Source organism: Kitasatospora sp. NPDC001159 (assembly GCF_053598235.1).
In genome coordinates this window covers 73325-88246 of sequence record NZ_JBSFJV010000030.1, presented here as the reverse complement: position 1 = coordinate 88246, position 14922 = coordinate 73325, and the positions used below count along the sequence as shown (strand labels likewise).

Below are 14922 nucleotides of genomic sequence, written 5' to 3'. Positions count from 1 at the left end.
GGTGGCGGCGGAGAGGCGGTTGCGCAGTTCGACGGAGCTGACCGAGCCGAAGCCGACGTCCTTGAAGGCCCGGTCGGGGTCGACGAGGTCCGACGCCTTCGGATGTTCAGGGGGCGGAAGAGTCGGCCTGTACGCCGGGTTCTGTCTCCCGGGTTGCTTGCGCGGCCCGGGGAGGCGGCCATCCATCTAGGGCTGCCGTTGCCGACAGCCTCGTGCGGTCTACCCGCGGACTCGGGCGAGCAGCCTTCAAACGTCCGCGCACGGTGCCCGAGGGCACCGATCTTGACCTTGCTCCAGGTGGGGTTTACCTAGCCGGCCGGGTCACCCCGGTCGCTGGTGGTCTCTTACACCACCGTTTCACCCTTACCCACGCGCCAAAGCGGTGGGCGGTCTGCTTTCTGTGGCACTGTCCCGCGGGTCACCCCGGGTGGGCGTTACCCACCACCCTGCTCTGTGGAGCCCGGACGTTCCTCGGCGGGTCAGGGACCCGTCGCGACCGCCCGGCCGGCTCTTCCGCCGTAATGGTCATCGTAGCCGCTCGGGCGGAGCCTCCCGTACACCGGACCGGGCCGCGGGCGGCTCGGCGCCGAGGCGAGCGGCCACCCGGGCGGCGGTCCCGGTGGCCCAGGCGGTGGTGGTGAGCAGGCCGAGGGCGAGGATCACGGCCGGGGCGGACAGGCCGCGGGCGGATCGGTGTACGGCTCGGCGTTGCAGTCCAGGAACAGCAGCATCGCCTCGAAAGCGGTGCACTTGTTGCGGTCGACCAGCGGGTGGTTGCGGGACAGGCTCTGGCCGAGGGCCGCCCCCCTGGTCCACAGGTCGGGGTGGGCGTCGCCGCCGAACAGGCTCGCCTGCGGGCGGGCGATCGCATCTCGCTCACTCTTCTCGCTGCTCACCGTAGTGGTGAACGTCGGACGCTCCCACCGAATTGCCGGTCCGTCACGCGACCGTCGCGGCCGGTGTAAGCGCTCGTAGGGTGGGGGCGAGTGGGCGTGCGCGAAGGGGGTCCGGGTGATGGGTGGTGCGGTGCGGGTCGCCGGGGGTGTGGTGGCGGCGGGCTTGGGGGTGACCGGGGTGCTGCACGCGGTGTGGGCGGTGACGCCGTGGCCGTTGCGGACGCCGGAGGAGTTCGCGGACGCCGTGGTGGGGACGGGGGACGGGGTGCCGCCGGCGCGGGCGTGCCTGGCGGTGGCGGGGTTGTTGGGGGCGGCCTCGTACCTGGTGGGGGCGGAGGCCGGGGTGCTGCCGCGGGTGGGGCCGCGGAGGTTGCGGCGGGCCGGGGTGCGGACGGTGGCAGGGGTGCTGTTGGCGCGCGGGGTGGGCGGGCCGGTGGTGTTCGGGCGGGTGAGCGAGCGCACCGAGCGGTTCCGGCGGCTGAACGTGCGCTACTACTCGCCCCTCTGTGTGGCGCTGGGAGCCGGAGCGGCCGCAGTAGGGTGGCGGGGTTCGTCCGCCACACACTGTTGAGGAGTCCGCTGTGCTGGTGCTGTTGCCGCCCTCGGAGGGCAAGGCCGGGTCCGGGGACGGCGAGCCGGTCGCGCTCGACCGGCTGTCGCTGCCGGGGCTGACGGCGGCGCGCGGCGTAGTGCTGGACGCGCTGGTCGGCCTCTGCCGGGGCGACGAGGACACCGCGGCCGAGGTGCTGGGGCTCACCCCCGGTCTGCGCGGCGAGATCGCCAAGAACGCCGGTCTGCCGACGGCGGGTGCCCGTCCGGCGGCCGAGGTGTACACGGGGGTGCTGTTCGACAACCTGGGCCTGGCCACCCTGGACGCCGCTGCGTACGACCGGGCCGAGCGTTCGCTGCTGGTGTTCTCCGGCCTGTGGGGCGCGGTGCGGATCTCGGACCGGATCCCGTCCTACCGCTGCTCGATGGGCGTGAAGCTCCCGGGGCCGGGGGCGCTCGGCGCGTACTGGCGGGGCGCGATGGCCTCCGTACTGCCGGAGGCGGCGGACGGGCTGGTGCTGGACCTGCGCAGCTCCGCGTACGCGGCGGCCTGGAAGCCGGCCGGCGAGGTGGCCTCCCGTACCGCGACCGTCCGGGTGCTGCAGGAGCGGGGCGGCAAGCGCACGGTGGTCAGCCACTTCAACAAGGCGACCAAGGGCCGGCTCGTCCGGGACCTGCTGGTCACCGGGGCCGAGCCGAAGACGCCGGGTGAGCTGATGGACGCGCTGCTGGAGCTGGGTCACCGGGCCGAGCTGGCGGCGGTGGGCACGGCGCGCAAGCCGTGGCAGCTGGACGTGGTGGTCACGGACGTGCACTGAACCCCCTGGGCGGTCCCAGGGGTGGTCAGCGCAGGTGCGAGGTGTCGTTGAGCAGCCGCAGCGAGGCGTTGCCGTCCGCGTAGTACTGGACGGCGCAGATCGAGGCCGCGGACAGCTCCATCCGGTACATCGAGTCCGGCGGGGCGCCGAGCGCCAGCCGGACCAGGGTCTTGATCGGGCTGACGTGCGAGACCACCAGCACGGTCTTCCCCGCGTACCGGGCGAGGATCCTGTCCCGGGCGACACCGGCCCGGTGGGTGAGCGTGGTGAAGCTCTCGCCGCTGCCGCTCGGCTTGGCCTTGGCGGAGCGGAGCCAGGCGGCCAGGTCCTCGGGGTAGCGCTCCTGCACCTCGCCGAAGGTCAGGCCCTCCCAGTCGCCGAAGTCGACCTCGCGCAGCCCGTCCTCGTACCGGACCTCCAGGCCGAGCCGGGCGGCGACGGTCTCGGCGGTCTGCCGGGTGCGGAGCATCGGGGAGGCGACCACCGCCTGGATGCTGCCGCGCGCGGCCAGCGCCTCGGCGGCCCGTTCGGCCTGCCAGCGGCCCTTGTCGGAGAGCTCCGGGTCGGTGCCGCCGCTGCCGGAGAAGCGCTTCTCCGGGGTGAGCGGGGTCTCGCCGTGGCGCAGCAGGACGAAGGTGGTGGGGGTGCCGAGGTCGGCGGGGGCGGCCCAGCCGGCCTTGGGGGCGGGGGTCTCCAGCGGCGGCTCGTCGACGACCGCGGCCTTGGGCTTCGGCTCCCACCGGAGGCCGGCCCGGCCGGCGTCCATCGCCTCGTTGGCCAGCCGGTCGGCGTCCTTGTTCCGCTCGCGCGGGATCCAGGTGTAGGTGACCCGGCCGCGCGGGAAGACCGTGCGCGCCTCGGCGGCGAGCGGCTGCATGTCGGGGTGCTTGATCTTCCAGCGCCCGGACATCTGCTCGACGACCAGCTTGGAGTCCATCCGGACGTCCACCGAGGCGTCCGGGTCGAGCTCGCGGGCCGCCCTGAGGCCGGCGATCAGTCCCCGGTACTCGGCCACGTTGTTGGTGGCGTGGCCGATGAACTCGGCGGCCTCGGCGACGAGCTGCCCGGTGTCTCCGTTCCGGACCACCGCGCCGTAGCCGGCCGGCCCCGGGTTGCCCCGGGACCCGCCGTCCGCCTCGACGATGAAGCGCGACGGCACCGGCTCAGACGCCCGAGTCCGCGGTGCGGACCAGGATCCGCGAGCAGTTCTCGCAGCGGACGACCTTGTCGGCCGGCTCGGCCTTGATGGCGTTCAGCTCGGTGATCGAGAACTCGGTGCGGCAGCCCTCGCAGCGGCGCTGGTAGAGGCGGGCCGCGCCGACGCCGCCCTGGGTCTCGCGCAGCTTGGCGTACAGCTTCAGCAGGTCGGCCGGGATGACGGCGGCCACGGTCTCGCGGTCGCGCTTGACCTTGTCGGCCTCGCCGTCGATCTCGGCGAAGGCGGCGTCGCGGCGGCCCTCGGCCTCGGCGAGGACGACGGTGGAGTGCTCCAGGCGGGCGCTCAGCTCCTCGACCCGGGTCTGGGCGGACTCCTGGCGCTCCATGATCTCCAGCACGACCTCCTCCAGGTCGCCCTGGCGCTTGGCCAGCGAGCCGATCTCGTGCTGGAGGTTCTCCAGGTCCTTCGGCGAGGTGATCGCGCCGGAGTCCAGGCGCTGCTGGTTGCGGGCGGCGCGGGAGCGGACCTGCTCGACGTCCTGCTCGGCCTTGGTCAGCTCGCGGGCGGTGTCGCCCTTCTGGGCCTCGGCGGCGACGACGAGGTCCTTGAGGGCCGTGTGGTCGGCGATGGCCTTCTCGATCTCGGCGTGCTCCGGCAGGCTCCGGCGCCGGTGGGCCAGCTGGTCGAGCTTCGAGTCGATGGCCTGGAGGTCGAGCAGGCGGATCTGGTCGGCGGGCGCGGCGTTCAAGCGGAAAGCTCCTGTGAATCGGGTCAGGCGGTGAAGGACATGGGGGCGTGCGCGGTCCACGGGTCGGTGACCCGGTGGGAGACCTTGGTCTCCACGGTCCAGCCGCGCTGGTCGGCGGCGGCCAGCAGGGCGCGCTCCGCCAGGGCGAGCCAGGGCCACTCGGTGGCCCAGTGGGCGGCGTCGATCAGCGCGACCGGCGCGGCCTCGGCGGCCTCGGACGCCGGGTGGTGGCGCAGGTCGGCGGTCACGTAGGCGTCCACGTCGGCCGCCCGTACGTCGGCGAAGAGGCTGTCGCCCGAGCCGCCGCACACCGCGACCCGGCTGATCAGCCGGTTCGGGTCGCCGGAGACGCGCACCCCGGCGGCGGTGGCGGGCAGGCCCCTGGCGACCTGCCCGGCGAAGGCGGACAGGGTCAGCGGGGGTTCCAGCAGGCCGATCCGGCCGGTCCCGCGGCGGCCCAGCGGGTCGGTCGGGTCCGGCACCAGCGGGCCGGTGACCCGCAGGCCGACCGCCTCGGCGAGCGCGTCCGAGACGCCGGGGTCGGCGTGGTCGGCGTTGGTGTGGGCGACGTGCAGCGCGATGCCGTTGGTGATCAGCGTGTGCACCACCCGGCCCTTGAAGGTGGTGGCGGCGACGCTGGTGGTGCCGCGCAGGTAGAGGGGGTGGTGGGTGACGACGAGGTCGGCGCCCCACTCCACGGCCTCGTCGACGACCGCCTGGACGGGGTCGACGGCGAACAGCACGCGACTGACCTCGGCCTGAGGGTCCCCGCAGACCAGGCCGACGGCGTCCCAGGACTCCGCCCACTGCGGCGGGTAGACCGCTTCGAGCGCGGTGATGACGTCGGACAGTTTCGGCACCTGTCGAGACTACCGTGCGCGCGGGTGCGGTCGGGCCTCGGCCGTTCGGGGGGTCGACTCCGTCGGTGTTCGGACGCGGGTGCCGTGGGCGTACGGATGCGCGTCAACCCGGCACGGAGGCACGCCAACCTGCGGTGGGGCGCTCGTACGGGCCCGCACGAGCCGTGCGCGCCCGCGCGCCGGGCGCTCGTGGCGCACAACAGGGCCCTCGCACGAATTCGAAACCGCCTACGGATCACCCTTACGAGTGAAGTGACCGGGTCTGCGTTGAGGCTTCGGTTTTCTCGAAACTAACTTCAGTCCTGCGAACGGGAGTTGCCCCAGTCGCCTCCGGCCCTTGGCGAGCCGGGGGCCGAGAAGGGGTCCGCCGAATCAAGTCCTGGTGAGACCGGACCGATGGCGGAACACAGGGATGTGGTGTTCCTGCCTGTCGAGGCGCTCCCGTTCATTCCGAGGAAACCGATCAGGCCGGGCCGTGGTGCCGCGGGTGCCGAGCAGCGGCACCCGCGGCGGGACGGCCGAGACGAAGGGATGTGGCGGCGAATGAGGGCGGGCACATCGCTGCGTACGGCCGGGGGCCGGGGATCGGCGGGGCGCGGGCCGGGTGCGGCCGGTTCGTGGCCGGAGACGACGCGGGCGGCGCTGGCCGGTGCCGGCGGCCGGGGAGGCGACGGCGGCTGGGACGTCACCGTCGGTGGCTTCTGGTGCACGGCCAGGCCGTCCGCGTCATCACCCCTACCGGAGCAGGGATGGAAGCTTCATGTGAGCGCGGCGTCGGTGGTGGGCGGCGAGGTGCTCGCGGCGGTGGTGCGGGTGCTCGCCGCGGACCCGTGCAGCTTCAAGTTCGCCGCCGGGGAGGAGCGGCTGCGCGAGCTCAACTCCCGCAACAGCGAACGGGGTTCGGCGGGAAAGTTCATCACCGTCTACCCGGTGGACGACGCCCAGTTCCAGCGGCTGGCGGCCGAACTGGACCGGGTCACGGCCGGGCTGCCGGGCCCTGTGGTGCTCTCCGACCGGCCGTACCGGCCGGGCAGCCGGGTGCACTACCGGTACGGCGCGTTCGCGTCGCGGGCGGAGCTGGGCAACGACGGGGAGTACCGGTCGGTGCTGCGCGGGCCCGCCGGGGAGCGGGCCGAGGACGTGCGCGGCGGGTCGTACCGGGCACCGGGGTGGGTGCGGGACCCGTTCGCCGTGCCCGCCGCCCCCGCGGTCGCCGTCGTCGCGGGCCGGCGGAAGGGCGGGGTGCTGCTGGCCGGGCGGTACGCGGTGACCGCCGCCCTACGGCACGGTGCCAAGGGAGGCGTGTTCCTCGGGCGGGAGGCGGCCAGCGGCGTGGAGGTCGTGGTCAAGCAGGCCCGCGCCCACATCGAGGTCGACCGCGCCGGGACGGACGCCCGCGACGCGCTGCGGCACGAGGCCGCGCTGCTCGCCCGTCTGGACGGGCAGGAGCTGGCGCCGCGCGCCGTCGAACTGATCGAGCAGGACGACTCCGTCTTCCTGGTGCAGGAACGAATCGCCGGACAGCCGCTGGGCGCCTGGGTCGCGACCCGGCTGCGGCGCGACGGCAGCCCGGACGTGGACTGGGCCGAGGCCGGGCCGGTGGTGCACGGGCTGCTCGACCTGGTCGAGCGGGTACACGCCCAGGGGCTGGTGCTGCGCGACCTCTCCCCCGGCAATGTGATGGTCCGCCCGGACGGCAGCCTGCGGCTGGTCGACCTCGAACTCGCCGCCGAGACCGGCCACCGGGCCGGCTCGGCCGGCACCCCCGGCTACCGCGCCCCGGAACAGGGGCGGCTCGCCCTCGCCGGCTCCTGTGTCGCCGACCCGGCCGTGGACCTGTACGCGCTCGGCGGGCTGCTCTTCCTGCTCGCGACCGGGCACGACCCGCTGTTGCCGGAGGACCTGCCGCAGGCGCGTCCGGTCGCCGAGCGCCTCGGGCGCTGGCTCGTCCTCGCGGCCCGCACCGGTGCGACGGCGCGGCGGCTGGCGCCGCTGGTGCTGGGGCTGCGGGCGGAGGAGCCCGGGCAGCGGTGGGAGGTGGCGCGGGTTCGGGCGGCGCTGGGCGGCACCGCTTCCACCGCCGTCGCCCCGCTCTGGCGGACCACCGCCCGGCAGCACGCGGGCCCCTCGCCCCGGCGCGCCGACGGCCCGACCCTCGACCGCCTGCTGCACGACGGCCTGCGACACCTCGCCACCTCCGCGACGCCCGAGCGGCCCGACCGGCTCTGGCCCGTCGTCCCCGCCGGGGAGCGGACGGACCCCTGCAACGTGCAGCACGGCGCCGCGGGCGTGCTCGCCGTACTGGCGCGGGCCGCGGCGGCCGACGGGCTGCCGGAGGCGGTACGGACGGAGGCCGCGCGCACGGCCCGTACCGCCGCGGACTGGATCGAGCGGCGGATCGCGGCCGAGCCGGTGGTGCTGCCCGGGCTGCACTTCGGGCGGTCGGGGACGGCGTGGGCGCTGCTGGACGCCGCGGGTGCGCTGGACGACGCCGGGTTGGCGGAGCGGGCGGCCGGGCTCGCCCGCCGGGTCGCCGTCGAGTGGCCCAACCCCGATGTGTGCCACGGCGCGGCGGGCGCCGGATTCACCCAACTCCGCTTCGCTGCCGAGGACTTCGGGCCTGAGAGCTTCGGGGCTGACATCGGGGCGGGTTTCGGGCGGGACTTCCTCCCGCGGGCAGCCGCCTGCGCCCGCACCCTGCTGACCGCCGCACGGCAGGAGTCGTACGGGACAGTCTGGCCGGTGCCGGCGGACTTCGACTCGGCGCTCGCCGGGATCACCCACCTGGGCTTCGCGCACGGCGCGGCGGGCGTGGGCGCCTTCCTCCTCGCCGCCGCCGCAGCCGTCGAGGACCAGACCCTGCGCGCTGACGCACTCCGCGCCGCCGTCGACGCCGGGCGGACACTCGCCACAACCGTACGGTGGGGCGCCGACCGGCGGACCGCCTGGTGGCCGCAGAGCGCGGCCGACCCCGAGCACATCCGGCTCTCCCACTGGTGCAGCGGCTCCTCCGGCGCGGGCAGCTTCCTGCTCCGGCTCTGGCGGGCCACCGGTGACGCCGCCACTCTCGACCTCGCCCGCGCCGCCGGGCGGGCCGTACTGGCCGGACGCTGGCACAGCGGGGTGAGCGCCTGCCACGGCCTGGCCGGCGACGGCGAGTACCTGCTGGACCTCGCCGAGGCCACCGATGAGCACGAATTCCGCAGCGGCGCCCGGGAGTTGGGCCAGTTGATCGCCACGCGAGCCGCCCTGCGCGACGGCCTGCTGACCCTCCCCGACGAGACCGGCACCGGCTGCGCCACCGCCTACGGCACCGGCACCGCGGGCCCGCTGGCCTTCCTGCTCCGACTGCGCCACGGCGGCTCCCGGCTCTGGCTCGACCCCACCCCGCCCACGCGGCGCCGAATCCCCTCCGGCGCGGGCGGGGTGAGCGAGGCATGAACGTGGCCACCCGCACCACCACCCAGGCCCTGCGGCGGCTCAGCTTCGCCTTCTCCGCCGACGGCAGCCACGCGGCCTGCCTGGCAGCGGCCGCCGACAGCGGCTGGTACGTTGAGAGTTGGCGACTCCCGGCGAACGGCGAACCGGCCGCGCCGACCCCGCTGCCACTGTCCGGCAACCGCTCGGAGAGCCTGCGCTCGCAGCTGGTCGTCCTGCCCGACGGCTCGGTGCTGATCTGCCGGCACGACGGCGAGCGGCACGACCTGGTCCGCCTCTCGTACGGCGAGAACGCCGCCGTCGAGCAACAGTTGGCCTCGCTCCGGATGCCCGGACTGCGCCTGCTGCCGCTCCCGGTGCCGCCCGGCGCCGGTCCGCGCACACCGGTGGCGCTCGCGCTCGGCACCGACACCCGTCCGGCGACCACCGCCTGGCTGGTCCGGGCGGACGGCAGCGAGCCCGTACAGATCGCCGAGATCCCCGGCCTGCACGGCGGCGGCGCCTGGCTGGACCGGGCGGGCTCACTGCTCGCGCTGGACCGGGTGGCCGGCGGGCTGGTCCGCAGCGTGGTGCTGGACCTGCGCAGCGGGACCACCACACCGCTGCTGGAGATCGGCGAGCGCAGCAACGACCGGCTGGTGCTGTTCGACCCGGACAGCCACTTCGCGATGGTGCGCAGCGACGCGCCGGGCGTCGACCGGCTCGGCTGGGGCGTGCTGGGCGGCGGCGAGCCGCTGCGGTTCCCGGAATGCCTGCACGTCGCGGGCATGCTCCTGCGGCCGGTCGCGCTACGGCAGGCGGCGGACGGCCCCCGGGTCGCGGTGCAGATCGACCACGGCGCCGGGTCGGCGCTCGCCCTGTGGCGGCCCGCCGTCAGCCGGCTGGACCCGCTGCCGGTGCCGCCCGGGCGGCTCGGCGCGGTCGGGCACTGGGGCGAGGCGGGGCTGCGGATCCCGTACTCCTCGCCCGACCACCCGGCGGCGCTGGCCACCCTGGACGTGGACGCCCTGCTGGCGCACGGCCCGGTCCCGGCCGGTTCGGGCCCGGTGCCGCTTCCGCTCCAACTCGCGCCGCTGGCCTCGGGGTTGCCCGGCCCGTGGCGGGACACCGTACTGCCCTGGCAGCCCGGCGGGCTGCGCGCCGCCCGTACCCCGCCTGCCGGTTGGCGCCTCGACGGCAGCACGCCGCCCGGCGACGGCGGCTGCTGGCAGCCCGCACAGAGCCTCGAACTCGCTGGCCCGGCTGGCCCGTTGGAGGCCGTGGTGTACGGCGGGGACTCCTGGCTGAGCAGCCCGCACCTGGTGCTGGCGCTGCACGGCGGCCCCGCGGACGCCTGGCGGCTGGAGTTCGACCCGGCGTTGCAGCGGATGGCCGCCGAGGGCCTGGCGGTGGTCGCGCCCAACCAGCGCGGCTCCACCGGCTACGGGGTGCCGCACGCACTGGCCATCCGGGGCGCCTGGGGCGGGCCCGACCTGGACGACGTGCTGTACCTGCTGGAGGGCATCGCCGGCCAGCGCGCGGCGCTCGGCCTGGAACCGCCCGCACTGTTCGGGGTCAGCTACGGCGCCTTCCTGGCCCTGCTGGCGGCCGCGCACGCGCCGGCCGAGCAGGTCGCCCGCTGCGCGGTGGTCGCCCCGTTCCTGTCCGGCGCCCGACTGCTCGCCGAAGCAGCGCCCCCCGTAAGGGCGTTGACCACTCGGCTGGGCGGCGACGAGCCGATCGCGGACGCCCGCGGCCCGCGCGACGTGTTGCAGCTGGCGCACCGGCTGCGCGCGCCACTGCTGGTGGTGCACGGCAACCGGGACGAGGTCGTGCCGGTGAGCCAATCCCGTTCACTGCGGCACGAGTTGCTGCGGATCGGCCGGGTCGAGGGCGCGGACTTCCGGTACGTCGAGGCGGCCGGTTCCGGGCACGAGGTGCTGGCCGAGGAGGGCGCCGCCGTGCTGCACGAGCTGCTGGCCGCGTTCCTGCGGACCGGCCGACCGGGCTGATCCCGGCTTTCCACGGACTCCCGGACCCAGTGCGGTCCGGGGCATCACCCCCGGTGCGGCGGATGGAGGCCGCCCGGGGCGCAACACCCGACGCCCGCAGGCAGATTGCGGCGGGCGTGAACTCAAGGGGAGGACCCGATCATGGAGAACATGGTGGACTTCGAGACCGACATCGCGGCGCTGCAGGACCTGCCGGAGACCGAGTCCGTCGAGCTGACCGGCCACGGCAGCGGCTGCCAGTACACCTGTCTCATCCTGACCTGCCTGATCTTCACCAACAGCTGAGCCATCGGCTCGGCCACCGGCTGATCAGGCGGTAGCCACCAGGTGCCGTCCCCGCCTGTCCGGACAGGCGGGGACGGCACCCGTCTTCTCCCACTGTTTCCAATCCCCCGACGGGAGTCACGACTTGCCCCGCCGCCCCACCGGCTGGACCCTCGCCCTCGGCATCGCCCTGCCGGTCGAGGCCGCCACCACCCTCGCACTGCCCGCCGTGCTCGCCGGGGCCGTCGACGCCGTTCTCGGCCACCGGTCCGGGCCCGGCGCGCTCCTGCTGCTCACCGGCGTCCTGGTCGCGGCGGCCGCCGCCAACGCCACCGCCGCGGCCGCCGGACCGGCCTGCTCCGCCGAGGCCACCGCCGCCCTGCGTGGACGCCTGCTGCGCCACCTGCTCGCCCTCGGGCCGGGCGGCCGACTGCGCGGCGGGCCGCCGCCCGGCGACCTCTCCGCCCGGCTGCTGGGCTCGGCGGGCGACGCGGGCGGCCGGCTGCCCGCCGCGCTCGGCGCCGCCACCGCACTGCTCACCTCGGTCGGCGCGATCGTCGGGCTCGCGGTGCTGTCGCCGTGGCTGGCGCTCGCCTTCTTCGCGGGCGTGGTGCCCGGAGTCCTGCTGATCCGGCTCTTCCTGCGCCAGGCCGGGCCGGCCTTCGCCCGCTACCAGGAGGTGCAGGCCGACATCGCCGCCCGACTCAGCGGCGCCCTCGCCGGGCTGCGCAGCATCCACGCGGCGCGCGCCGAACAGCGCGAGGCCGCCCGGGTGTTGGCGCCGCTGCCGGAACTCTCCGCCGCCGGACACGCGCTCTGGGCGGCCCAGCGACGCACCGCCTGGCAGGCGACCCTGCTGATCGCCCTGGTCGAGGTCGCGGTGCTCACCACCGCCGGAGCCCTGCTCACGGACGGCACCCTCGCCCCCGGCGCGCTCGCCGCGGCGGCGGGCTGGGCGGCGCTCGGCGCGGGACTGTTCGAGCAGGTCGAGGCGCTGGTCGGGGTCGCCCACGCACGCGCCGGGCAGGCCCGGGTGGACGAACTGCTGGCGCTCGCGCCCGCGCCCAGCGGTACGGCGACGCTCCCGGCCGGCGGGCTCGGGGAGGTCTCGCTCCGGGGTGTGGTGGTGCGCGACGGCGACCGGGTACTGCTCGGTCCGCTCGACCTCACCGTCCCCGGCGGCCGTACGGTCGCCCTGGTCGGGCGCTCCGGCTCCGGCAAGTCCCTGCTGGCGGCGCTGCCCGGACGGCTGCGCGACCCCGACGAAGGCACGGTGCTGATCGACGGCGTCCCGGTGAGCAGCCTGTCGGCCGGCGAGCTGCGGCAGGCGGTCGGCTACGCCTTCGCCCGGCCCGCGCTGGTCGGCCGTACGGTCCGCGACGCGCTGGCCGGCGCCGGACCGGCCGAGGCGGCCGCCGCCCGGGCGGACGGCTTCCTGCGGCGACTGCCCCTGGGGTGGGACACCCCGCTGGACGACCTCCAGCTCTCCGGCGGCGAACTGCAGCGCCTCGGCCTCGCCCGCCTCCTGGCCCGCCCCGCCCGGGTCGTCGTCCTCGACGACGCCACCTCGGGCCTGGACCTCGCCACCGAACACCAGGTCACCCGAGCCCTCGACCACGCCACCCACGGCCGCACCCGCCTGGTCATCGCCCACCGCGCCACCATCGCCGCCCGCGCCGACCTCGTCGCCTGGCTGGACGCCGGCCACCTCCGCGCCCTGGCCCCCCACACTTCTCTACTGCCCCACCCCGACTACCGCGCGGCCCTGTCGGACACGGCACTGCAGGCAGCGACGGCCTGAGTCCCGGTGCGCCCCTTCCCACGCCGCACAGAAGGTCGGCGACGTCGACTCCCCATGCCGCTGCGCCTCGCGCGCAGGAAGTCGGCCCGATCGACTCCCTGCGCGAGCCGCCCCCAACGGAGACGGACTCCCATGCGACCCGAGCAGCCCCGCCCCCTTGCCCCACCCCGAACCGCACACGCACCTGCGCGTCAGCGGGTCGCTGGGGCTCCGGGCGGGCGGCGGAGGCGTCGGCGGGCTTCGGGGTGGGGGTTGTTGTTCCGGCAGTTGGGGAGCACCCGGGGGGCGTTGGTGCGGTTGCTCCTGTGGTCCGGGGTGGAGGCGCTGCCGCCGTTGCTCTCGGGGCTGTTCGTCTCGGCCGCGGTCGATCAGGGGTTCCTGGCCGGGCGACCGGCGGTCGGGGCGGCCTGGCTGGCGGGGTTCGGGGTGGCGATGGGGCTCCGGGCGTACGCGGCACGGGCCGGGTTCCCGTACCTCGCCGGGGTGGTGGAGCCGCTGCGGGACGCGTTGGTCGAGCGGGTGGTCCGCAGTGCGCTCGCGCGCCCCTCGGCGGATCCGGCCGAGGTCGCCAGGCTCACCGAACAGGTCGAGTCCGCACGGCAGTTGACCGCGACGTTGCTCCGCACCCTGCGCGGGGTGGGGGTCACGCTGTGCGCCGCCCTGATCGGGCTGACGCTGCTGGCGCCCGCCGTCCTGCCGCTGGTGCTGCTGCCGCTGCTGGCGGCGGGGCTGCTGTTCGTCCGGCTGCTGCGCCCGATGGTGGCGCGGCGGAGGGCGGCCGTGCTGGCCGAGGAGCGGCTCGCCGCGGACGCCGGACGAACCCTGCAGGGGCTGCGCGATGTGCAGGCGACGGGTACCGGGGAGGAGGTCGCCCGCGCGCTGGCCGAGGCCGCGCAGCAGAGCGCGGCCGCCTCCCGAGCACTGGGCCGGGCCTCCGCCCTGCGCGCACTCGTCGTGGCGCTCGGCGGACGGCTGCCGGTGCTGGCGGTCCTCGCCGCAGCTCCGTGGCTGCTCGCGCACGACGCGCTGACCGCAGGCGAGCTGCTCGGCGTCGCCACCTATCTGCTGCAGCAACTCGATCCGGCGGTAAGGACTTTGGCCGGTACGGTCGGCGGCTGGCTGCTCAACCTCGCCGTGGTGCTGGACCGCCTGGCGACGGTCACGGCCGACGGCAGCCCTTCCGGTGCGGGGATCGCCGAGGGCGGCTGGCGTGATGTCAGCGGGCCGGACCGGCCGCCCGGCGACCGGTTGAGCGCATCGGCCACCGGAGGCGGCTGGGCATCCCGGAAGCAGGCCGCGGGCGTTGGCACGGAAAGCGTCACCCCCGCCGGGGAGGTGCGCCTGCACGGCGTCCGCTACGCGCACGGTGCCGGCGCTTCGCCCGTGCTCGACGGGCTCGACGCGGCTTTCCTCCCCGGGGAGCACATCGCCGTTGTGGGGCCCAGTGGGACCGGGAAGTCGACCTTGGCGGCGCTCCTCGCCGGGCTGCTGGCTCCGGCGGCGGGCACGGTGACGGCGCCGTCGGCCGCCCTGCTGCCGCAGGAGGCGTATGTGTTCCCGGGGTCGGTGCGGGAGAACCTCGTCTGGCTCGCCCCGGCCAGCAGCCGTGAGCAGCTTGCTGCGGCCGTCCAGCGGCTGGGCGCCGAGGACCTGGTGGCGCGCCTGGGCGGGGTGGCGGGCACGCTGGGCGATCCGGGTGAACTGTCGCCGGGTGAGCGGCAGTTGATCGCGCTGGTGCGGACGTATCTGTCGCCCGCGCCGCTGGTGGTGCTGGACGAGGCGACCTGCCATCTGGATGCCGCCGCCGAGGAGCGGGTGGAACGGGCCTTCGCCGCCCGTCCCGGGACCTTGGTGGTGATCGCGCACCGGATCAGTTCGGCGTTGCGGGCGGATCGGGTGCTGTTGCTGGACGGTGGGCGGGGCGTGCTGGCGCGGCACGGGGACCTGCAGGTGCTGTCGCCGCTCTACCGGGAGCTGGTCGGGCACTGGCTCGACGCGGGACGCGCGCCGTGATCTCGATAGGATCTCGTCCGTTCCGGCCGTTATGGTGGCCGGGGCACGGGCCGCGATCACCGGCCGTGGCGCGTACCGAGCGCCCGATCGGGGACCCGACCATGCGCCGCCGGCGCCGGACGGGCGCCGATGACCTGCACCCTCCGCACGGAAAAGACGATTCTCATGTCCGACACCCTCACCGACACCACCGGAACCGTGGCCAACGGGACCGACGCCGACGAGAAGACGGCCGAGGACACCGCGACGCACGGCCGCCACCGCGGCGCGTCCGCGGCCGACGAAGCTCCCGGATCCGACCCGCACGGCCGCCACCGCGCGGCCGGCGCCCAGGCCTGAGCCAGGGAAGACGACCCAGGGGAAACAACGACGAGGGCCCGCCGGG

13 protein-coding genes and 1 other RNA gene are annotated in these 14922 nt (G+C 75.6%); 8 read left to right on the top strand and 6 right to left on the bottom strand.

Annotated elements, in window-relative coordinates:
- Window positions 1-114: 114 nt before the first annotated feature.
- The 3 genes from rnpB to ACWC9T_RS17940 all read right to left on the bottom strand — a co-directional run bounded on the left by rnpB (window position 115) and on the right by ACWC9T_RS17940 (window position 896).
- Window positions 115-512, bottom strand: an RNA gene (gene rnpB, locus ACWC9T_RS17950) — RNase P RNA component class A.
- 13 nt (window positions 513-525) lie between these two features.
- Window positions 526-663, bottom strand: coding sequence for a hypothetical protein (locus tag ACWC9T_RS17945; protein WP_449822004.1), 138 nt, complete (start codon window positions 661-663; stop codon window positions 526-528).
- Entirely contained in the window at window positions 660-896 is a 237-nt protein-coding gene (locus ACWC9T_RS17940; protein WP_449822003.1) for a type II toxin-antitoxin system death-on-curing family toxin, read from the bottom strand. Before ACWC9T_RS17940 ends, ACWC9T_RS17945 begins: the two co-directional genes overlap by 4 nt.
- 118 nt (window positions 897-1014) lie before the next feature.
- Here ACWC9T_RS17940 and ACWC9T_RS17935 point away from each other — a divergent pair, with 118 nt between their 5' ends.
- The gene (locus ACWC9T_RS17935; protein ID WP_449822002.1) at window positions 1015-1467 is read left to right on the top strand and encodes a DUF3995 domain-containing protein; all 453 of its coding nucleotides are present in this window, start codon (window positions 1015-1017) and stop codon (window positions 1465-1467) included.
- A 10-nt stretch (window positions 1468-1477) separates the two neighbouring features.
- Complete coding sequence (yaaA, locus tag ACWC9T_RS17930) at window positions 1478-2263, top strand: peroxide stress protein YaaA (protein ID WP_449822001.1); 786 nt, start codon at window positions 1478-1480, stop codon at window positions 2261-2263.
- Window positions 2264-2288: 25 nt separating this feature from the next.
- Here the strand turns inward: yaaA and ACWC9T_RS17925 are convergent, their stop codons facing one another.
- Genes ACWC9T_RS17925 through ACWC9T_RS17915 form a run of 3 tightly spaced genes read right to left on the bottom strand, consistent with a single transcriptional unit; the run spans window position 2289 to window position 5030 of the window.
- A complete protein-coding gene (locus ACWC9T_RS17925; RefSeq protein ID WP_449822000.1) occupies window positions 2289-3422 on the bottom strand; it encodes a bifunctional RNase H/acid phosphatase in 1134 nt (377 codons plus the stop codon).
- A 4-nt stretch (window positions 3423-3426) separates the two neighbouring features.
- Entirely contained in the window at window positions 3427-4170 is a 744-nt protein-coding gene (locus ACWC9T_RS17920; RefSeq protein ID WP_449821999.1) for a zinc ribbon domain-containing protein, read from the bottom strand.
- Between the two features lie 23 nt (window positions 4171-4193).
- The gene (locus tag ACWC9T_RS17915; protein WP_449821998.1) at window positions 4194-5030 is read right to left on the bottom strand and encodes a Nif3-like dinuclear metal center hexameric protein; all 837 of its coding nucleotides are present in this window, start codon (window positions 5028-5030) and stop codon (window positions 4194-4196) included.
- A 396-nt stretch (window positions 5031-5426) separates the two neighbouring features.
- Here ACWC9T_RS17915 and lanL point away from each other — a divergent pair, with 396 nt between their 5' ends.
- From lanL to ACWC9T_RS17885, 6 genes are all read left to right on the top strand, one after another.
- On the top strand, window positions 5427-8471 hold the full coding sequence (gene lanL, locus ACWC9T_RS17910; RefSeq protein WP_449821997.1) for a class IV lanthionine synthetase LanL: 3045 nt from the start codon (window positions 5427-5429) through the stop codon (window positions 8469-8471).
- Window positions 8468-10459: an alpha/beta hydrolase family protein gene (locus tag ACWC9T_RS17905; RefSeq protein WP_449821996.1), complete on the top strand. Its 1992-nt coding sequence runs from the start codon at window positions 8468-8470 to the stop codon at window positions 10457-10459. Before lanL ends, ACWC9T_RS17905 begins: the two co-directional genes overlap by 4 nt.
- Window positions 10460-10600: 141 nt before the next feature.
- Window positions 10601-10744: a VenA family class IV lanthipeptide gene (locus ACWC9T_RS17900; protein ID WP_449821995.1), complete on the top strand. Its 144-nt coding sequence runs from the start codon at window positions 10601-10603 to the stop codon at window positions 10742-10744.
- Window positions 10745-10868: 124 nt separating this feature from the next.
- Window positions 10869-12524, top strand: a complete 1656-nt coding sequence (locus tag ACWC9T_RS17895) for an ATP-binding cassette domain-containing protein (RefSeq protein ID WP_449821994.1) — start codon at window positions 10869-10871, stop codon at window positions 12522-12524.
- Window positions 12525-12815: 291 nt separating this feature from the next.
- The gene (locus ACWC9T_RS17890; RefSeq protein WP_449821993.1) at window positions 12816-14537 is read left to right on the top strand and encodes an ATP-binding cassette domain-containing protein; all 1722 of its coding nucleotides are present in this window, start codon (window positions 12816-12818) and stop codon (window positions 14535-14537) included.
- A 165-nt stretch (window positions 14538-14702) separates the two neighbouring features.
- Window positions 14703-14876, top strand: coding sequence for a hypothetical protein (locus ACWC9T_RS17885; RefSeq protein ID WP_449821992.1), 174 nt, complete (start codon window positions 14703-14705; stop codon window positions 14874-14876).
- Window positions 14877-14922: the final 46 nt, after the last annotated feature.